20 protein-coding genes are annotated in these 18,781 nt (G+C 33.4%); 12 read left to right on the top strand and 8 right to left on the bottom strand.

The window, feature by feature from the left end:
• The first annotated feature begins 108 nt into the window (after positions 1–108).
• From BJG89_RS15070 to BJG89_RS12345, 3 genes are all read left to right on the top strand, one after another.
• On the top strand, positions 109–282 hold the full coding sequence (locus BJG89_RS15070; protein ID WP_108909545.1) for a hypothetical protein: 174 nt from the start codon (positions 109–111) through the stop codon (positions 280–282).
• 236 nt (positions 283–518) lie between these two features.
• Positions 519–653 carry a hypothetical protein gene (locus tag BJG89_RS15000; protein ID WP_287236245.1) on the top strand — a complete coding sequence of 45 codons (135 nt, stop codon included), beginning with the start codon at positions 519–521 and terminating at the stop codon, positions 651–653.
• A gap of 320 nt (positions 654–973) precedes the next feature.
• Positions 974–1,960 (top strand): YkvI family membrane protein, encoded by a 987-nt coding sequence (locus BJG89_RS12345; RefSeq protein WP_232514184.1) that lies wholly within the window; start codon positions 974–976, stop codon positions 1,958–1,960.
• A gap of 151 nt (positions 1,961–2,111) precedes the next feature.
• On the opposite strand, the gene BJG89_RS12340 is transcribed toward BJG89_RS12345, so the two are convergent.
• The 3 genes from BJG89_RS12340 to BJG89_RS12330 form a co-directional block, all read right to left on the bottom strand.
• On the bottom strand, positions 2,112–3,338 hold the full coding sequence (locus BJG89_RS12340) for an Nramp family divalent metal transporter (RefSeq protein WP_096810886.1): 1,227 nt from the start codon (positions 3,336–3,338) through the stop codon (positions 2,112–2,114).
• A 10-nt stretch (positions 3,339–3,348) separates the two neighbouring features.
• Positions 3,349–4,293: an agmatinase family protein gene (locus BJG89_RS12335; RefSeq protein ID WP_096810885.1), complete on the bottom strand. Its 945-nt coding sequence runs from the start codon at positions 4,291–4,293 to the stop codon at positions 3,349–3,351.
• Positions 4,294–4,520: 227 nt separating this feature from the next.
• Positions 4,521–5,765, bottom strand: coding sequence for a Glu/Leu/Phe/Val family dehydrogenase (locus BJG89_RS12330; RefSeq protein WP_096810884.1), 1,245 nt, complete (start codon positions 5,763–5,765; stop codon positions 4,521–4,523).
• A gap of 557 nt (positions 5,766–6,322) precedes the next feature.
• Between BJG89_RS12330 and BJG89_RS12325 the strand changes: the two genes are divergently transcribed.
• Complete coding sequence (locus tag BJG89_RS12325; RefSeq protein ID WP_096810883.1) at positions 6,323–6,799, top strand: SRPBCC domain-containing protein; 477 nt, start codon at positions 6,323–6,325, stop codon at positions 6,797–6,799.
• A 127-nt stretch (positions 6,800–6,926) separates the two neighbouring features.
• Here BJG89_RS12325 and BJG89_RS12320 read toward each other — a convergent pair whose 3' ends face one another.
• On the bottom strand, positions 6,927–8,108 hold the full coding sequence (locus BJG89_RS12320; protein WP_096810882.1) for an MFS transporter: 1,182 nt from the start codon (positions 8,106–8,108) through the stop codon (positions 6,927–6,929).
• Positions 8,109–8,232: 124 nt separating this feature from the next.
• Between BJG89_RS12320 and BJG89_RS12315 the strand changes: the two genes are divergently transcribed.
• Complete coding sequence (locus tag BJG89_RS12315) at positions 8,233–9,123, top strand: LysR family transcriptional regulator (protein ID WP_096810881.1); 891 nt, start codon at positions 8,233–8,235, stop codon at positions 9,121–9,123.
• Positions 9,124–9,311: 188 nt separating this feature from the next.
• On the opposite strand, the gene BJG89_RS12310 is transcribed toward BJG89_RS12315, so the two are convergent.
• Positions 9,312–9,956 (bottom strand): FusB/FusC family EF-G-binding protein, encoded by a 645-nt coding sequence (locus BJG89_RS12310; protein ID WP_096811240.1) that lies wholly within the window; start codon positions 9,954–9,956, stop codon positions 9,312–9,314.
• Positions 9,957–10,365: 409 nt separating this feature from the next.
• On the opposite strand from BJG89_RS12310, the gene BJG89_RS12305 reads away from it, so the two are divergent.
• On the top strand, positions 10,366–11,322 hold the full coding sequence (locus tag BJG89_RS12305; RefSeq protein WP_096810880.1) for an NAD-dependent epimerase/dehydratase family protein: 957 nt from the start codon (positions 10,366–10,368) through the stop codon (positions 11,320–11,322).
• Between the two features lie 385 nt (positions 11,323–11,707).
• The gene (locus BJG89_RS12300; protein ID WP_096810879.1) at positions 11,708–12,784 is read left to right on the top strand and encodes a branched-chain amino acid aminotransferase; all 1,077 of its coding nucleotides are present in this window, start codon (positions 11,708–11,710) and stop codon (positions 12,782–12,784) included.
• A gap of 246 nt (positions 12,785–13,030) precedes the next feature.
• On the opposite strand, the gene BJG89_RS12295 is transcribed toward BJG89_RS12300, so the two are convergent.
• Entirely contained in the window at positions 13,031–13,534 is a 504-nt protein-coding gene (locus tag BJG89_RS12295; RefSeq protein ID WP_096810878.1) for a cupin domain-containing protein, read from the bottom strand.
• A gap of 180 nt (positions 13,535–13,714) precedes the next feature.
• Here BJG89_RS12295 and BJG89_RS12290 point away from each other — a divergent pair, with 180 nt between their 5' ends.
• On the top strand, positions 13,715–14,404 hold the full coding sequence (locus BJG89_RS12290) for an HAD family hydrolase (protein ID WP_096810877.1): 690 nt from the start codon (positions 13,715–13,717) through the stop codon (positions 14,402–14,404).
• Between the two features lie 81 nt (positions 14,405–14,485).
• Positions 14,486–14,875: a hypothetical protein gene (locus tag BJG89_RS12285; protein WP_096810876.1), complete on the top strand. Its 390-nt coding sequence runs from the start codon at positions 14,486–14,488 to the stop codon at positions 14,873–14,875.
• 452 nt (positions 14,876–15,327) lie between these two features.
• Here BJG89_RS12285 and BJG89_RS12280 read toward each other — a convergent pair whose 3' ends face one another.
• Together BJG89_RS12280 and BJG89_RS12275 are read right to left on the bottom strand one after the other, a co-directional pair.
• Positions 15,328–15,990 (bottom strand): deoxynucleoside kinase, encoded by a 663-nt coding sequence (locus BJG89_RS12280; RefSeq protein ID WP_096810875.1) that lies wholly within the window; start codon positions 15,988–15,990, stop codon positions 15,328–15,330.
• A complete protein-coding gene (locus BJG89_RS12275) occupies positions 15,983–16,600 on the bottom strand; it encodes a deoxynucleoside kinase (RefSeq protein WP_096810874.1) in 618 nt (205 codons plus the stop codon). The genes BJG89_RS12280 and BJG89_RS12275 overlap by 8 nt, the downstream gene beginning before the upstream one ends.
• 64 nt (positions 16,601–16,664) lie before the next feature.
• Here BJG89_RS12275 and tadA point away from each other — a divergent pair, with 64 nt between their 5' ends.
• The 3 genes from tadA (at position 16,665) to BJG89_RS12260 (ending at position 18,701) form a co-directional block, all read left to right on the top strand.
• Positions 16,665–17,174 carry a tRNA adenosine(34) deaminase TadA gene (tadA, locus tag BJG89_RS12270; RefSeq protein ID WP_096810873.1) on the top strand — a complete coding sequence of 170 codons (510 nt, stop codon included), beginning with the start codon at positions 16,665–16,667 and terminating at the stop codon, positions 17,172–17,174.
• A gap of 69 nt (positions 17,175–17,243) precedes the next feature.
• Positions 17,244–18,116 (top strand): Cof-type HAD-IIB family hydrolase, encoded by an 873-nt coding sequence (locus BJG89_RS12265; RefSeq protein ID WP_096810872.1) that lies wholly within the window; start codon positions 17,244–17,246, stop codon positions 18,114–18,116.
• Between the two features lie 18 nt (positions 18,117–18,134).
• The gene (locus BJG89_RS12260; protein WP_096810871.1) at positions 18,135–18,701 is read left to right on the top strand and encodes an NADPH-dependent FMN reductase; all 567 of its coding nucleotides are present in this window, start codon (positions 18,135–18,137) and stop codon (positions 18,699–18,701) included.
• Positions 18,702–18,781: the final 80 nt, after the last annotated feature.

Below are 18,781 nucleotides of genomic sequence, written 5' to 3'. Positions count from 1 at the left end.
TAAAATGATAATTGAATAAAAATGCAATATTTTAAGCTACTTATTTTCTAGACGTTATCAGAGATAAGTAGCTTAGTTTTTGTTTCTATATTTTGGTCATTACAAGTTATGACTAGATTTGCTATTGGAACTTATATACCGGAAATATTATCACAATTTGGATTTCATGAAGGATCGCTAAAATACTTAGGATCTGCAGTTATCAATATGTTTTATTTGATAGGCGTTTTCCCTGCACTTTACTTAGTGGAGAAATATGGCCGAAGACCAACTTTAATATAACCCTTCTTGATTACTGCGCTAGCTTTGTTATCATTAGGTATAGTATCGGAAGGAAATACTTCATTTTTAATTATACTTGTACTATTTATTATATATGGCATTTTCAATACAGCAGTGGGGAGCCATCAATGGATTGATCCATATGAATTATTCCCAACGCATGTACGAAGCACCGGCGGGGGGTTACTACTACAGTAAGCCGATTAGCTTCTACTTTAAGTACATTTTTCTTCCCTATGATTTTAGCAAATTATGGGCTAAGTCTAACCATGTATATTTCTTCAGCACTATTATTTATTGGTTTTATACTATCATTGAGTATGGCGCCAGAAACAAAAGAAAAAAATCTAGAAGAGACAGGCGCTATTTAAAAACACGTAATTATTGTTTAAGAGGCTGAAATAAATAAAACGCATAGCCTTTTATATGATGTTAACAGTATATAATTGGATTGGAAACGTACTGACTTCATTTTTTTAACCCTCATCATGCTTGCCGGGGCGGGACAATGAAACCTTTGTAAAAAAAGGGTTTCTGTCTTGCCCTTATTTATTTTAAATTTTGATATGGCACTATCTTTTAACGTTTGTCCTCGTAGGTAGTGATTAATTATTTTTAATAATGGTTAAGCTTACATTGAAAAATTAATAAGTAGTATAAATTAATCAAATTTAAAGGGGATGTATGATAAATGAGTAAAGATAATAAAGCTGCAGTTAAGACTGCGCTAGCTTATCTTAGTTTTATAGTAGGCGCTGGGTTTACTACAGGCCAAGAACTATTACAATTTTTCGTTAATCATGGTAACTATGCGTACATTGCTGTGATTTTCACAGGGATTATCGTGACGTTTGCAACTAGACAAATTTCAAAGATTGGTTATCGATTAGATGCGAATACATATGAAATTTCATTAAATAGTATTTTTGGTAAATATGTGGGGAAAATCATTGATTATTTAACGATTTTCTTTTTATTTGGATTAACCGTAGTTATGGTTGCAGGCGGAGGATCTGCTTTATATCAAGGCTTTGGTCTCCCGGTATGGACCGGCTCTTTAGGTATAGTTATTTTATTGTTCGTTGTGTTACAACTTAAATTTAATAAGATTATGACCATACTCAGCATTGTTACACCTTTTTTAGTTATCGCGGTATTGATTATCGCTGGCTATAATATCATTAACCCAACTATCCCGTTTTCAGACGTAGAACAATATATTAAACCACCTAAAACGTCTAGTTCGTTATGGTGGTGGGATGCTATTGTATATGGCGGGTTGATAATTGGAAACAGCTTCAGCTTTTTAACGATAGTGGGGAGCGATTCAATCAGTCATAAAACAGCACGTAGAGGCGCATTTTATGGCGGCCTTTCATTTAGTATCTTGCTATTAATCATGACTTGCGGTTTGATGACAAATATTCAAAATGCTAATAGCGTAGATATTCCAACGTTATTATTAGCAAACGATATTCACCCCTATATTGGTATATTTATGTCTGCAGTGATGATAGGTGTTATCTTTAATAGTTGTATTGGTATGCTGTATCCATTTTTAAGTAGGTTTACACAGCCAAGTAGTAAGGGCTATGTGACGCTATTAACGATTTCATTAATTTGTAGCCTTTATCTTAAGTTTCATTGGATTTGTGGATCTCGTGAACTTTGTATTTAAAACATTTGGTTATATTGGGTTATTTATTAGTGCAGCATTATTAATTAGATGGGTATATAATAAATTTAGTAAGAAACGCTTAATGTAATGGATATCAATAGAGGACGTAGTGTTCAGTTATTTTAACTGAACACTATACGTCTCTTTATTTTTAAGAAATAAAACTCGTGATTGCATCAATTAAACTATAAAATCCTAGAAAAGTGACGATTAATACTACAATGAGTCCGATGATATTGAGCCAAATCGTATTCGCAAATCGTCCCATGAAATTTTGCTTGTTGATAATAATAAAGATAAGTATAGCTACAATAGGTAATATAATACCATTTAGTGCTTGTGCTATTAATAATACTTCCAATGGCTCAAATCCAAGTGCAGAGGTAGTTATACCAACGAGTATAATCACCGTGAAAACAGCTTTATATTTTTTGCTTTCCATTCCACCTTTCCAACCTAATAAACTACTAATTGTAGCAGCTGCACCAGTAGGCGAGGCAATTGCTGATGAAAGTCCTGCTGCGAACAGTCCAATGCTAATTGCAAATGGTGCTGCGTCTCCTAACACAGGTTTGAGTGGGCCAGAAAGTTGAATAACACTTTTGACGTCATCGCCTTGTATTAAAGTGGCAGCAGCAATCAAGATAGCAGCTGAAATAATACCGCCTACTGTAATTGAAATGATTGTATCCCAACGTGCAAACTTAAGTTCTCTGATACCATTAAAACGTTCATGTACTGCCGTTGAATGAATAAAGAAATTATAAGGTACTACAGTGGTTCCAATTAATGCGATGACAGTAATAATAGAACCATCAGGAATAGTTGGTACAAAAATACCTTTTAAGATACCTATGACATCAGGTTTAATAACAACCATGGTTGTTATAAAGATGATCCCCATAATAACCATCAGAAAAATCATGACTTTTTCTAGAAATTTATAATTACCAAATAAGCCAATAAGTAAGATAATAATACCTATGACAGGTGCTACGACATGCTCTGGTAAATTTAATAGATAGGCAGCACCAAGTGATGTGCCAATTAAATCGCCGCTTATGTAAGCAGCACAACCAATGGTTACTGCGATTAATGTAAACCAAACAATAATCAGCTTTCCAACTTTATGAGCAAATAATTCTTGGATCGCTTCTCCTAATCCTTCTCTTGTCACTAGTGACAAACGGATGATCATTTCTTGTAAGACGATAGTTGCTATAATTGAAAAAGCGACAGCCCATAATAAGCTATATCCAAATCCCGCGCCACCTTGTGTCATAGTGGTAACCGTGCCAGGGCCAATAAACGAAGCGGTGATAATCATTCCTGGACCAAGTGATTTAATAACCTTTTTTATACTGTTGACCAATCTCATCACCCCTCAGCTATTTCGTTTTGTTTAAATATGCTACATGACCAGCTAGTACATATAACACGGCTGTTGAGACAAAATGCGCAGAATTTTGATTTGCATCTTGCATCGGATAAACTTCCACATAATCCATGCCACATAAACCTAATGCGCCAAATTCATAAATCATCGTTAATAATTCATAAGAAGTTAGACCATTGCCATCTACAGGGCCACCTGGATTAAATGCAAAGTCTAATACATCACTACAAATAGTTAAGTAAACAACATCTACGTCTTTACTTGCTTGATCATAAATAGCTTTGGCATATGCTTTTAAGTCTTTGGCTGCACGTATATCATTAATTGTAAGTGTGACTGCGCCAGCTTCTTGAGCGTAGCGTCCTGTTTCTGGTTTATTCCTAGGGCCATGTATACCAGTGTGAATAATACTTTCATTACGCACACCATCCGTTTCATACAATCTCATAAATGGCGTGTTTCGTGCGTAGTTTTCACCTTCATAATCAGGCATATTATCATAATGTGCATCTAAATGTATAATACCTATTTTTTTGCCTGTTTTTGCCAAAGATTTAAGAATAGGATAGGTGACGCCATGTTCACCACCAAATCCGACTAAAAATTTCTCGCTTTCCCATAACCTTTTCGTGAAATCAGCAATGTTTTCGTAACTTTCTTTATTATTGTGGGCGACAAATGGCACGTCTCCGGCGTCACCGATAGTTAAATGTTCACTTATATCTATATGGTTTAATTCGGGTAAATATTGACTATAACGTGCCGAACACGCTCTAATTTGTTTAGGGCCTAATTCGACGCCAGTATAGTCACCCCAGGTACTTTCACCTTCAAAAGGTGCACCATAAACAATGACATCTGTATTTAAATCATCTGTTAAAGTCAGATTTTTGCTATTTAAAAAACATGGTATATTACCATAAATATTATTTTTCATAATGTATTTACACCCCTTTGTTGTAAATAGTATATATTGGATAGTTTTTTATTTCAAATAAATTCAGAAAATTCAATTTTCAATACTTTTGAAAATGCTAATATTTCAATACTAAGATAATTTTTTTATTTGAAGTGTGAATTTGAAAATGAAGCGCTTATATAAAAACAAGCTGATTCGAACACCGAACCAGCTTGTTTTAAAATAATATAATAAAAAGCTTAATATTATGCCCAACCACGGAAACGTGTCGCTTCAGCAGTACGTTTAAGACCGACTACATAAGCAGCTAAGCGCATATCCATTTTCCTATTTTCTGCTAAGTCATAAATTTTATTAAAGGCTTCCACCATTTTTTCTTGAAGTTTAACAATGATATCTTCTTCTGACCAATAATAGCCTTGATTATTCTGAACCCACTCGAAGTAAGAAACTGTGACGCCACCCGCACTTGCAAGGACATCTGGTATAATCAAGACGTCTCGATCCGTTAATATTTTAGTTGCTTCTGGAGTTGTTGGACCGTTTGCAGCTTCAGCAACGATATTTGCTTTAATTAAATGTGCATTTTCTTTATTAATTTGATTGGATAATGCAGCAGGGATCAAAATATCACAATCGATTTCAAATAATTTTTCGTTTGGAATGACTTCATCAAATAATGGTGTTACGCGACCATGTTGCGCTTTCAACTCAATTAGACTTTCTATGTCTAGGCCATTGGGGTCATATAAAGCACCACGACTTTCGGAAATTGCAACAATTTTGGCACCTTTATCGTGTAAAATTTTAGCTATAAAACTACCAGCATTCCCAAAACCTTGAATTGCAACGCGAGAACCTGCAATACTCATATTTCTACGTTTGGCAGCTTCTTCAATTGTGATAACCGCGCCAAGTGCTGTAGCACGATTACGCCCTTGAGATCCACCTAAAGATAGTGGTTTACCAGTAATAAATGCGAACGCATTTGAACGGTTAATCTTACTATATTCATCCATCATCCAAGACATAACTTGGGGGTTAGTATACACGTCTGGAGCTGGGATATCACTAGCTGGTCCAACAAATTGAGAGATTGCTTTGACATAGCCTCGTGATAAACGTTCAAGTTCTAAATTACTCATTTCTCTTGGGTCACAGATGACGCCGCCTTTACCACCACCAAATGGTAAATTTGTAATACCGCATTTCATCGTCATCCACATCGATAAAGCTTTAACTTCTTCTACATTAACATCAGGATGAAAGCGAACGCCGCCTTTAGTAGGACCGACAGCTTGATTATGTTGTGCTCGGTACCCTTTAAATGTTTTAACAGTACCATCATCCATCCGAACGGGGATACGGATCTCTAAAAATCTTAGAGGCTCTTTAACAAGTTCGTACATACCATCGTCAAAACCTAATTTATGTAAAGCTTCTTTCATAATTTCTTGAGTTGAAGTTGCTAAGTCATTATTTTCTGTCATGGTTAATCTCCTCTATCTATTACTTCAAATTTTAAGTTACTTATATATAAATGTTATCTATAATAAGATATAAAATCAATACTTAGCAACTGAATTTTTGTAAAAGTTAGAAAATTCAGTAAAAGAATGTATATAGAACATTTTAAAAATAGTAATAATTTATAGCTTGTAAATCATTGTAAAGTATATGAAAAGCGAAGGTTTATTATAAACTATTAATAAATAAAATTTCATGGAAATTGGTTAATTATACTAAAAGGTTAATAGATATTGAAATGTTATAGATACAATAGAAAGATAATCCCATGTTACTCAAATATGAAAGATTCGATATAGATACGATTAATTCTATCAATTCTTTTAATTTAATGTAATAAGGTTAATCAAATGCAATCCATACAATAATCTATTATTTTAAATAGAGCTAACAAAGTAAATCGGCTCAATTACAATCCAAAGGCAATGTATAAGTTACTGTAATAAAATGACAGGGAATATGAAATGAGTCATCATACTTATATGTTATATTCCCTATATGATGTTAAGGAGGTAATATTATGACTATCCAATACGCAAAAGATCAACAAGGTGTTTATCAAACGATAACTGTAAACATTAGTAACGGAGCCCATCATATTTTCAAATATTTAAGTACTACAGAGGGTATACAGCAATGGTTTCCACAATTATCATTTCAAGAAAGGGCCGTCGGAGGAAAAATGTATTTTCATATAGCTGAGAGTGAAAATATAGAAATGCGCATTACACATTTTGAAGAAAATAAAGTGATTGGGTTTACATGGGATATTGGTAAAGTGAGATTTGAATTATACGAACACCCCTCATATGTGGCGCTCATTTTTTATGAATATCTACCCTTTGAATTTCCTCATACGGCATTAGATTTTGCAGGTTGGCAATTTCAGTTGGAAAGTATTAAAAATATTACTGAAACAGGGGAAGCATTAGACCAATACAATTATGATTTTGATGCGAAAAAAACTGAAATTGAAGCTAGTCTAGCCGTGATTTGAATAGAATTAAATACGGATATATCAAAATAAAAATAAGACGAGAATGCGAAACAATAAAAAATTGGTTCGTTTTCGTATTCTCGTCCCTACTCTGTGAGTTTATAGTATATGCTAAATTTGTTTAGCATTAATAATTAGGATTTTTAGCAGCTTTTTTACCATGTAATATAAAGTAAAACACAATGGAAATAATAATGAGTATAGCCATTGTTACATATAAGTTACGATAACCCATGATTGGAATCATAATACCTAAAATAAAGGGCCCTATACCTGCACCGAAATCAGCAAACATATAGAAAGTAGAAGTGGCAAGTCCAATTTTCTCAACAGGTGACTGCTGTATAGCGATTGCTTGAGCGCTAGGTATGATTGTACCGTAACCGATACCAATAAATATAGCTGAGATGAGTAACAGTAAACTTGTATGTGTTGCGCTTAATAATATAAGCCCTAGCATAAAGCTAATTAATACAGGATACATTACTTTATTTTCACCATAATTATCATAGATTTTACCGGTAAATGGGCGTGTGACAAAGGTACTAACTGCATAGATGATAAAGAAGAAACTAGATGCTGTGGCAAGGTTTATTTGTTCCGTATAAACAGTTAAGAATGATAGGACACTGGAATAAGCAATACCAACGAATATAACGACAAAGGAAATAGGTAATGCTTCTTTTTGGATATAAGCATTGATACCTTTAGTACTTGAATCGTCATCATCTTCTAAAGGTTCTGGTTTAGGTAACCCTTTAATCAATAATGAAAAGACAAAAGCAATTATAATCACAATTAAGCTTACGACAAAGATAGACTCAAAACCAAACCGTTGATTTAAAAGGATACCAGTGAACGGACCGATTGCAGACGCAGTTGTTACACTTAGTGCATAGTAACCAATACCCTCGCCTTTACGTTTGTCTGGTATAATACTTGATGAAATTGTTCCTGTAGCAGTGGAAGATAACCCGAAAGCAATGCCATGCAATAGTCTAACTATCATTAAGATAAGTAAACTATTAATCGCAAAGTATAACCCAACAGTAATAATTGAAAACGTAACACCAAATAGTAATACTTTTTTCGGTTGCAGACTATCAATCACCCGACCAGAAGCTAAACGTCCGAACAACATACCTATAATAAAAATACCGGCAGCTAGACCGCCCATGCTTTCGGAAGCATGATATTTATCAATAGTAAATATAGTAACAGTGACAATTAATGTATAATGTATTAAATACATCAAAAAGTTTGTGATAGTAATGAAGATAAAATCTTTTGACCAGAGTTTATCGTACATATTTAATACCGTCCTTTAATATGAATTTTTCGACCACCATTAATTATAATGAATAACAGATGCTAATGTATAATTAGAATTTTTGAAGTTTATATAAGTTTTACTAATACAAAAGGGTGATTTAATGAATTTTGAGCAGTTATCATATGTCCAGAAGATTTACGAATTAGAATCTATCATTCATGCATCTGAAGCTATGCATATTAGCCAATCTGCAATGAGCCAGTCCATAGCAAACCTAGAGTCAGAATTAGGTTATAAAATTTTTAATCGTTCTCGTAAGGGGACTTTGCCGACTACAGTAGGTAAGCGGTTAATACCTTTGATTATAGAAATTTTAGAAGCACAAACAAATTTATTGTCTGAAGTAGACGCGTTACATAGTAACATTAAAGGTTCAATAAAAATAGCTACTATACCAACTTTATTTAATAAAATAGTACCTAAAGCTTTATCAAATTTTAAGAAGGATTACGCCCATATTGAGGTAGAAGTATTTGAAAGTGATAGACAAGACATTATTAAAATGATTGAAAATAATGAAATAGATATTGGATTAATAGGTAGAACGGAAAATGAAACATTTGCTCAGAATATCGTGTCACATTCATTGAACTTATCTACAGATTTTAAGTTAATCGTGCCTAAAAAGTCTAAACTTGCTTTAAAACATACGGTGGATATGGAAGCAATAAAACAATTTCCTTTTGTACTATATGATCGGAATTTTTACCACGATAATTTTAAAACTTATGAAAATGAAAACGGGCCTTTAAAAATTGTTTTTAGAACAAATAATCCTAGTGTACTTATTAAAACTGTTTCCGAAGGATTAGGTGTTAGTATTGTATCTAGCTTAATGTTAGAGGATGATCCCTTTATCCTCAATGGTTTAATTGAGATGTTGCCCATTGGCTCTCCTTTTGATTATTATATATATTTTACAGCGCTGACAAATGTCGATCGCGCTGATGAACAGACTATTCGTACTTTTATTAATTACTTAAAAAATTAAAACACAAATATGAATCTTAGATTTTGAAACAAAAAGTGGGAACGAACTAGAAATCATACATAGATAGTTTGATTCCATCTGTTTATTCCCACTTAGGTTAAATAGAATTTTTAAAAACGCATTGCTTTAAACGATTAAATATTAAATGTTAGGTCGGATGCTTGTAAGCTTAGTTTGAATATTATAGTTTAAGCATGTATTTTATTTATAAAACGATAAAATTGCGTTATATCCGACAACTGCTGGTTACACTTTGTACTGTCGTAACAAATATAGTCCCCTTTTTTAGTGTATTGTCCATCACTTGAAGTGCGTGTTTTACGCATGAATAGTGCCACGTTAGATTCTTTATTACAAATAGCACAAAACCCCTTTACAGTTTGATGAGATATATCACCATAAAAACCGTTAAACCTACCTTGTGCATCATAGTAGATTATGAATTTTCTGTTGGAAGCTAGGTCATTCCAACCTATATAGGTACTTTCTAAAAGTACTTCGTTACTTATGAATGGTGCTTTTAGTTTTTTTATTTTGCGGAATACTTTTTCTATTTGCTTATTTGATGGTTGCTCAAACGGTATAACATAAGTTTGTAAGGTTTCTAAAACTTTTTCTACTTGCTCCTTTGAAATTTGCATATACATTAATTTTTCAACTGCATAAATAATTGTCTCGTCTGTTTCATAAAACGTATTATAAATCTGTTCTTTAGTCATTTGTTTTATGGATGCTATCGTATTTAAGTCATTAACAGATTTATAGGCACTAAACAAATGCGCGATATGCACTTTTATATCATTAAATTGATATGGATAGATTTGTCTTTCCAATTTTAAAATTCCTTTCACATTCATTTTTAAAACCAAAAAAGACGCTCTGTGAAAAGAAACTTTTAACAAAGCATCTTAACTAAAAACAGTCATTACTTTGTATTAATAATACAGCATGGTTATGCAACATATCATCATCTCCAGATACTATATTTGATTGCTTTATACCAAAATAGTAAACGGATGTCAATAAAGCGTTATATCAATAGCTGCTTATTCTTAGTGGAGATTAAATAGTTAAAATAATAAAAGCAAAGCAATTCGTAGAAATAAAAGGAAAAATTACATATATTGTACACACATAGTATACAAAAAAGCGCTTTTATTATATAATACATGTAAATATTAGATATTTGTCCACTATGAAAATACATTGCAGTTTCTGTAATAGACAAGGGAGTTTTTAATTATGAAAAAAATAATGATTACAGGTGCTTTAGGTCAAATCGGTACAGAACTCGTTATCAAATGTAGAACATTATATGGGAATGATAATGTGCTCGCTACAGACATTAGAGAGCCAGACGTTGATTCTGCTATTGCTCAGGGTCCTTTTGAAATTTTAGATGTTACAGATAAAAATCATATGACTCAAATTGTAGAATCGTTTAAGCCAGATACATTTATGCATATGGCTGCGTTACTATCTGCAACAGCTGAAAAAAACCCTCAATTTGCATGGGACTTAAATATGGGAGGTTTATTGAATGCTTTAGAGGTAGCTAGAGAATATCATTTACAATTCTTTACCCCTAGCTCTATCGGTGCATTTGGCCCTTCGACCCCAAAAGTGAACACACCACAAGTTACAATCCAACGACCAACGTCTATGTATGGTGTGAATAAAGTTGCTGGTGAGTTATTATGCCAATACTACTTTGATAAATTTGGAGTGGATACAAGAAGTGTTAGATTCCCCGGTTTAATTTCACATATTAAAGAGCCAGGTGGGGGCACAACAGATTATGCAGTTGATATTTATTTTAAAGCAGTTAGAGAAGGACACTATTCAAGTTATATTGCTAAAGACACGTTTATGGATATGATGTATATGGAAGATGCAATTGATGCGATTATCCAATTAATGGAAGCAGATGGGGTGAAATTGATTAACCGTAATGCTTATAACTTAAGCGCGATGAGTATCGAACCTGAAATGGTAAAAGAAGCAATTCGAGAGCATTATCCAGAGTTTCAATTAGATTATGAAGTAGACCCTATAAGACAGAATATTGCCGATAGTTGGCCAAATAATATCGATATAAGTTGTGCAAGAGCAGAATGGGGCTTTAACCCGAAATATGATTTAAATAAAATGACTGAAGTTATGTTAAATGAAATTGCAAAAAAAGATAAAGTAAGGTAAGCCTGTGAGCACTCAATAGGATGAGTGACTAGGCCAAATGATATGCTCCTTCTAAAGTAGACGTTAAAAAGTTGGCACTTTAGAAGGTTTTTTTATGTTATCAGTAATAGTTGAATCCATTTGTTAAAGTATTTATATCAAGATATGAAAGATGCTTCACCTGTGGGATGTGGGTTGGACAACGAAATTAATTTAGAAAAAAGCGGTTTTTTGTTTTGCTTATTTTGTCATATTGATGTTCCATTTAGCTTATAAATTAAGCTTAAATAGTGAACATACTTCATATTAATATTTTTTAAATTTTTTGAAAATTATTGAACGAAACTATTCTGATTGATATACTTTATTATATTACTTAATAATAGAACATTGGGAGGATATAGTCATGTCAGAAAAAATAAATTTTGTGCAACGTGAAACACTTAAAGAAAAACCAGATCCAAGTCAATTAGGATTTGGACAATACTTCACAGATTATATGTTAAGTTTCGACTACGATATTGATCAAGGATGGCATGATTTGAAGATTGTGCCTTACGGACCAATTGAACTTTCTCCAGCAGCTCAAGCATTACACTATGGCCAAGCAGTATTTGAAGGTTTGAAAGCTTACAAACATGATGGCGAAGTAGACCTATTCCGTCCATCTGAGAACTTTAAACGTATTAATAATTCATTGGCGCGTTTGGATATGCCGAAAATTGATGAAGAGGTACTGTTAGAAGGGTTAAAACAATTAGTTGATATAGAACGTGATTGGGTGCCAGAAGGTGAAGGCCAGTCATTATACATACGTCCATATGTTTTCGCTACTGAAGGTATCTTGGGCGTCCGCCCTTCATATTCATATAAATTATTAATTATTTTATCTCCATCAGGTTCATACTATGGTGGCGCATCATTAAGCCCAACAAAAATTTATGTGGAAGATGAATATGTACGTGCAGTACGCGGTGGCGTAGGCCATGCTAAAGTAGCAGGCAATTATGCTGCTAGTTTATTAGCACAAACAAATGCCTCAGCGCAAGGATATGATCAAGTATTGTGGTTAGATGGTGTGGAACAAAAATATGTAGAAGAAGTAGGAAGCATGAATATCTTCTTTGTAGAAAATGGTAAACTTGTCACACCAGCATTAAACGGTAGTATTTTGCCAGGTATTACGCGTAAAACAGTAATTGAATTAGCACAAAATTTAGGATATGAAGTAGAAGAACGTCGCGTTTCTATTGATGAACTTATTGAAGCGCATCATAAAGGTGAACTGACAGAAGTATTTGGTACAGGTACTGCAGCAGTTATTTCTCCAGTAGGTCAATTGAAATATGGTGACACTGAAATCGTTATTAACAATAACGAAACAGGTGAAATTACACAAGATTTATATGACAATTATACTGGTATCCAAAGCGGTAAACTTGCAGACCCACAGGGTTGGAGAGTAGTTGTACCTAGATATTAATTTATATAAAACTAATCGATTGTTATGCAAAATTCGAGGCTGGGGCATAAAAATAATGTCTCAACCTCGAATTTTATATAGGCAGCAGATATCTCATTGGAAAATGAATGGGTATTTGATTATTTTATATGGTGCTAATTTAAATAGATAGCTTTTATGAATGGTACGTTTGAGCTCATAGTCATGTTAGATTATCTTTGTATAACATGTAACAATGCGACACAAATTCAGAAATTATAAAGAATATTACTTCCAATAACCAAATAGCGGTCCATCATTGCCATATATTGGGTCTGTTTGAGGTAAGCCTACACTTTTAATATTTTCTAAATTCTGAGGCCATTCATCCGGTTGCCCAGTACAAAAGTCATAATCAGCACCGTTTGGATACGCACCTATCACAGCAAATGCGTCTTGACTATCAATAAGTTTATGCCCGAATCCCGCTGGAAGTATGACAACATCACCATATTGAATACCGGTTTTAGGACCATTTTCACCACCTAATTGAACTGTCGCTTTACCTGAAACAACCACTAACACTTCATGCGTATTGCTATGATAGTGATGTTTTGGAAATATGCCCCCACGCCAAGTATTTAACCAGTTATTAAATTTTAAAATATCTAGAGGGCTGTCCACATCATTGATTACATTTTTGTATAATAATAAGGGATATTGAGCGTTGTTTGGAATGGCGCCATCCTGGTCACGAAAAATCGTTTCGACTTCAATTTTTTTATCTGACATGATTGGTTTCACCTCTTTAGCTATTATTACTATATCTCATTACCGAGATGTTAATATTTTAAACCACAGTAAATAATCTTAGCATCAGGTACATAATTTGTTCCTTAATCTATTTTTATATTAAAATAAACAAGCAGATTAGATTATACATACTGTTAATACATAGGAGCTGTTCAGAACATGAAATGGATATTATTTGATAAAGATGGCACAATTATCTATTTTGATCGTAGTTGGATGAAAATAGGACTACAATTAGTAGAAGATTTTATGGAAAAATATAAAGAAGATATTAATAATATTGATGAAAGTTATGCATATTTAGGTGTAGTAGACGGTGAAATCCAACCTGGGACAATTATGGCGTCGGGCGCATTAGACGAGATGGTTAAAGCATTTTGTAAAATTGCAAATCAAGATGTGACGCAGTGGGCACAACAAAGGAGCCAAACACTTGTTGATAATAGAGTCCCAGAAAATGTATTAGTAGAAGGAATTAACGAAACTTTAGAAACACTTCAACAAAGAGGCTATAAAATGGGAATTGTTACAAGCGATTCTAAAAAGGGCGTAGAACAATTTTTAGAATATACACAATTTGAGCGTTTTTTTGATATTGTAATTTCTACAGAAGCAGATGCAGTAGAAAAACCAAACCCAGAAGTACTCAATTCGCTATTTTATAGATATGAAGTAGATCCTAAAGATGTTGCTATTGTCGGGGATACTGCTAACGATATTCAAACAGGTGTAAATGCACAATTAGGCTTAAAAATTGCGGTTTTAACAGGCGTTGGGTTAGAAGAAGAATTTGCTAAAGCAGATTACATTTTTGACAATGTAAATGATATTGTAGATGTATTAAAATAATAGGATAGGTATATAAAATATGTCATAATATACGTAACGTATATTATGATTTTTTTATTTGAAACGTATGGGGGTGATTGAATGATTGATGGGAAATATGCAGATTATCGCGGAAAAATTTATAAAGTTGTAGAAATCGTAAGTAATGAAGTGTTATTAGTAACTGAAGATGAACAAGCGACGGCATTTGGTTTTGAAGCGCAAACCAATCGTCACACGACGCACACTTTATATTACAAACATGTAGCAAGAGATGATATTGATGAATTGTATGAACTCTATCAAGAAGCGAGATATAGTGGTGCCATATTTGACTTGTACCAAGACGTGGATGGCCAATTGTATATAGGCACAGAAGACGAAGATAAAGCAAGTGCATTTGGACTCAGTCAAACAGATGAATATTATTTTAGTAAATACGTTGATGAAGATGAAATAGAAAAAATTATTTATAGAAATCATATAGAGTAAATGCAAGTCTATGCTTTTGCATCAGTTATAGCATATTTACGCTGTTTAAATAAAAAGAGGTTCAAAAATAAGCAATGTTTTGACATTGCTTATGATATCAGCAGCAGATGACTGAAATGAAAATATAATAAAGTGCTACTTCTTCATTTACGAAGCTTAGTAGCACTTATGCATGAGTCTAAGTTTATGTAGTCTACTGGGCTCTAATAGCACACTACATATGAATTGTAGCTCGCAATCTTAGCAGCGTTTATATTTTTTCTAGTCATTTTTGCCAAAGTAGAACAACAAAATTATTTTATAAAAATATGGTTTCTGCTTCTCTCACCAAGTATTGGCAAAGAACGTTAGGAACCATAAAATCAATATACATCTGTATTACGTTAGCTATGGTTTATAACATATTTGAATCCGAATTGTGAATAGCTGTCGGATGTGTTTAATTAACCAAACTAGCGTTGGTCAACACTACGATAAGTATCAATGATATGACGGATCTTATCAATCACTGGGTTTAACGATTCGGGATTTGAATGTAAATCATACTCATTGATATTTACTCTAACGACTGGACAAGCATTGAATTCACTAATCCAATCTTCATAACGTTGAAATAATTTCTGCCAATATTCAGGATCCGTTTCAATTTCCATTTGACGGCCACGTTGTTTAATACGATCAATGACTTCGTCATAGTCACATTCTAAGTAGATAAGCACATCTGGTTTAGGGAAGTAAGGAGTCATGACCATTGCATTAAATAATTCTGAATACGTATTGAAGTCCTCTGGGCTCATAGTGCCTTGTTCTTCATGCATTTTAGCAAAGATGTCCACGTCTTCATAGATAGAGCGATCTTGGATAAAGCCGCCACCGTATTCAAACATACGTTTTTGTTCTTTAAAACGTTCCGCTAAAAAGTAAATTTGTAAATGAAAGCTCCAACGTTCAAAGTCATTATAAAATTTATCTAGATAGGGATTTTGGTCTACATTTTCAAAAGATGTTCTGAAATTTAACCTTTTAGCTAATGCCTTGGTTAATGTAGATTTACCAACGCCGACTGTACCAGCGATTGTAATTACAGCATCTTGAGGTATACCGTATTTATTCATGCTCATTTCCTCCGATCAATGGTTTCACTAAGTTTAATATATAGTTATAATCATTTTCTTGTTTCATAAAGTCTAAATCAGTTGTATCTATGTGAATAACGCGCTCGCCGTCTGCTTCTAATGAACTATAATAGGCATTGTAATCTCGTTTTAGATTAAGCAAATAGTCATCTTCGATCTGGTGTTCGAAACTACGATTACGTAATGCAATACGTTTTTTTAAAACTTCTAAATCAGCATCTAAAAAGATGATGATATTAGGCATTTCTAAGTCTTCAGTTAAAATATCATAAATTCTTGAAAACTTGCTAAATTCAGTAGGAGTTAAAGTGTTATTTGCAAATATTTTATTTTTATAAATATGATAGTCACTGACGATGCCAGTAGAAATTGATGCAAGATCTTGAAATTGTTTATAACGATTGCATAAAAAGAACATTTCTGTTTGGAAGCTCCACTTGGAGATATCTTCATAGAAATCAGATAAAAAGGGGTTTTCGTTTACAATTTCTTTTTCTTCATAATAATTAAAAGTTTGGCTAAGTTTATGTGCTAACGAAGATTTACCGACGCCAATCGGGCCTTCTACAGCAATAAATTGTTTTTTCATGTTTTTACCGCTCCAATGTTAAAATAGACAATAAATATTGTACCATATGTGAGGTGATAGACACATGTTAACTGACCAATTTTATATGAAAATAGCGATTGAAGAGGCTAAAAAGGCTGCCAATATCGGAGAAGTACCGATTGGAGCAATTATTGTGAGAGATGGAGAAGTGATTTCACGAGCACACAATTTGCGAGAAAGTACTCAAAACCCTACAGCACATGCTGAACATATCGCTATTCAAAAGGCATCTCAATATCTTAAAAGTTGGAGATTAGAAGGGTGTAAACTTTATATTACTTTGGAACCTTGTGTAATGTGTTCAGGTTCTATAGTGATGAGTCGTATTCCTGAAGTCATATACGGAGCAAAGGACCCAAAAGGTGGCTGTGCAGGGAGTCTTATGGACCTCTTACAGGAATCTAGATTTAACCATCGAGCAAACGTTAAAACCGGCATATTAGAAGAAGAATGTAGTGAATTGTTAAAAGCATTTTTTAAAGATATTAGACAAAAGAAAAAAATCATACGAACAGAGGATAATACAAATAATGAAACATTTGGTAGAATATGAAATGTGTTACAAAATTGTGGCAAATGATAAATGTGTAATTTTGAGATATAGAAGAAACGGGGTAAATAAATGATAAATTTAATTGCAACAGACATGGATGGTACATTATTGAACGCTGCGCACGAAATATCAGATGAAAATATTCGAGCTATCAAATATGCACAATCACACGGTATTACGGTAGTTATCGCTACTGGGCGTGCATTTTATGAAGCCAATGCACCAATCAATCAAACTGATTTAAAAGTGCCCTATATATGTTTGAATGGTGCAGAAGTACGAGATGAATCATTTAATATTATGAGTACTTCAAATTTAAATAGAGAACTCATTAATCGAATTACTGATGAACTAAATAAAGAAAATATTTTTTACCAAGTATATACTAATTTGGGTATTTACACAGAAAACCCATTACGTGACTTAGAAATTTATATTGATATCGCTCAACGCGCGGGTCAAGAGGCTGATGTTGAAAAAATAAAAAATGGTATTCAAAAACGTATAGATAACGGGACTTTAAAAGTTGTTGATAATTACGACAAAATTGAGGATACTCCAGGTGAAATCGTCATGAAAATATTAGCATTTGATAGTGATTTAGAAAAAATTGATCGAGTTAGTGAAATTTTAGCGCAATCTGGAAGTTTAGCAGTTTCTTCTTCTTCTAGGGGGAATATTGAAATTACACATTCAGATGCTCAAAAAGGCATCGCATTAAACACGATTGCAGAACGCCTGAATATTGATATGGAAAATGTTATGGCGATTGGTGATAACATGAATGATGTATCTATGTTAGAGCGTGTCGGCTATTCAGTCGCTATGGATAATGCAGCGCCAGAAGTCAAAGCGATTGCGAAATACCAAACAGATTCTAATGAACACAGTGGTGTAGGAAAAGCAATTATGACGTTACTTAAAGAAAACAACAAAATATAGCATGAGGTGAAAGAGGGAATGAAAGGATTAATCATTGTTGGTAGTGCTAAAATGGGCTCTCATACTAATGCACTGGCTCATTATTTGAAAGGTCATTTTAAAGACCAATCTTTTGAAGCGGAAATATTTGATCTGGCAGAGCAACCCATTCATCAACTTGATGTTTCTGGCGTATCTAAGCCAAGTGAAGTATATAAAAATAACTTGAAAATGCTACAAACTAAAGCTAGAGAAGCAGATTTCTTTGTTTTAGGTACACCAAATTATCATGGGTCGTATTCTGGTATTTTAAAAAACGCACTAGACCATTTAACGATGGATGACTTTAAAATGAAACCAGTTGGCTTAATAGGGAACAGTGGTGGCATTGTAAGTGCTGAACCACTATCCCATTTACGTCTGATTGTACGTTCGTTACTTGGAATTGCAGTGCCAACACAAATTGCGACGCATGATACAGATTATAATAAATTGGATGATGCTACATATTATTTAGATAATGAAGAATTTCAATTACGCGCGAGATTATTTGTGGAACAAATCATTGCTTTTGCGAATAATAGTCCATATGAACACTTGAAATAGCACGTATAGCATATCCATTACGCATTAGGTTGCAGTGATATTAAAACGGATAATAGCATATCTATTTTTTTATGGAAAAT

The organism is Staphylococcus nepalensis, from assembly GCF_002442935.1.
In the GTDB taxonomy this organism is placed as follows: Bacteria; Bacillota; Bacilli; order Staphylococcales; family Staphylococcaceae; genus Staphylococcus; species Staphylococcus nepalensis.
This window is presented reverse-complemented; position numbering and strand designations above follow the sequence as displayed.

Excerpts from the sequence above, each read along its gene's own strand:
- BJG89_RS15070 (WP_108909545.1), top strand. The coding sequence starts at position 109 with ATGACTAGATTTGCTATTGGAACTTATATACCGGAAATATTATCACAA.
- BJG89_RS15000 (WP_287236245.1), top strand. The coding sequence starts at position 519 with ATGATTTTAGCAAATTATGGGCTAAGTCTAACCATGTATATTTCTTCA.
- BJG89_RS12345 (WP_232514184.1), top strand. The coding sequence starts at position 974 with ATGAGTAAAGATAATAAAGCTGCAGTTAAGACTGCGCTAGCTTATCTT.
- BJG89_RS12340 (WP_096810886.1), bottom strand. The coding sequence starts at position 3,338 with ATGAGATTGGTCAACAGTATAAAAAAGGTTATTAAATCACTTGGTCCA.
- BJG89_RS12335 (WP_096810885.1), bottom strand. The coding sequence starts at position 4,293 with ATGAAAAATAATATTTATGGTAATATACCATGTTTTTTAAATAGCAAA.
- BJG89_RS12330 (WP_096810884.1), bottom strand. The coding sequence starts at position 5,765 with ATGACAGAAAATAATGACTTAGCAACTTCAACTCAAGAAATTATGAAA.
- BJG89_RS12325 (WP_096810883.1), top strand. The coding sequence starts at position 6,323 with ATGACTATCCAATACGCAAAAGATCAACAAGGTGTTTATCAAACGATA.
- BJG89_RS12320 (WP_096810882.1), bottom strand. The coding sequence starts at position 8,108 with ATGTACGATAAACTCTGGTCAAAAGATTTTATCTTCATTACTATCACA.
- BJG89_RS12315 (WP_096810881.1), top strand. The coding sequence starts at position 8,233 with ATGAATTTTGAGCAGTTATCATATGTCCAGAAGATTTACGAATTAGAA.
- BJG89_RS12305 (WP_096810880.1), top strand. The coding sequence starts at position 10,366 with ATGAAAAAAATAATGATTACAGGTGCTTTAGGTCAAATCGGTACAGAA.
- BJG89_RS12300 (WP_096810879.1), top strand. The coding sequence starts at position 11,708 with ATGTCAGAAAAAATAAATTTTGTGCAACGTGAAACACTTAAAGAAAAA.
- BJG89_RS12295 (WP_096810878.1), bottom strand. The coding sequence starts at position 13,534 with ATGTCAGATAAAAAAATTGAAGTCGAAACGATTTTTCGTGACCAGGAT.
- BJG89_RS12290 (WP_096810877.1), top strand. The coding sequence starts at position 13,715 with ATGAAATGGATATTATTTGATAAAGATGGCACAATTATCTATTTTGAT.
- BJG89_RS12285 (WP_096810876.1), top strand. The coding sequence starts at position 14,486 with ATGATTGATGGGAAATATGCAGATTATCGCGGAAAAATTTATAAAGTT.
- BJG89_RS12280 (WP_096810875.1), bottom strand. The coding sequence starts at position 15,990 with ATGAATAAATACGGTATACCTCAAGATGCTGTAATTACAATCGCTGGT.
- BJG89_RS12275 (WP_096810874.1), bottom strand. The coding sequence starts at position 16,600 with ATGAAAAAACAATTTATTGCTGTAGAAGGCCCGATTGGCGTCGGTAAA.
- tadA (WP_096810873.1), top strand. The coding sequence starts at position 16,665 with ATGTTAACTGACCAATTTTATATGAAAATAGCGATTGAAGAGGCTAAA.
- BJG89_RS12265 (WP_096810872.1), top strand. The coding sequence starts at position 17,244 with ATGATAAATTTAATTGCAACAGACATGGATGGTACATTATTGAACGCT.
- BJG89_RS12260 (WP_096810871.1), top strand. The coding sequence starts at position 18,135 with ATGAAAGGATTAATCATTGTTGGTAGTGCTAAAATGGGCTCTCATACT.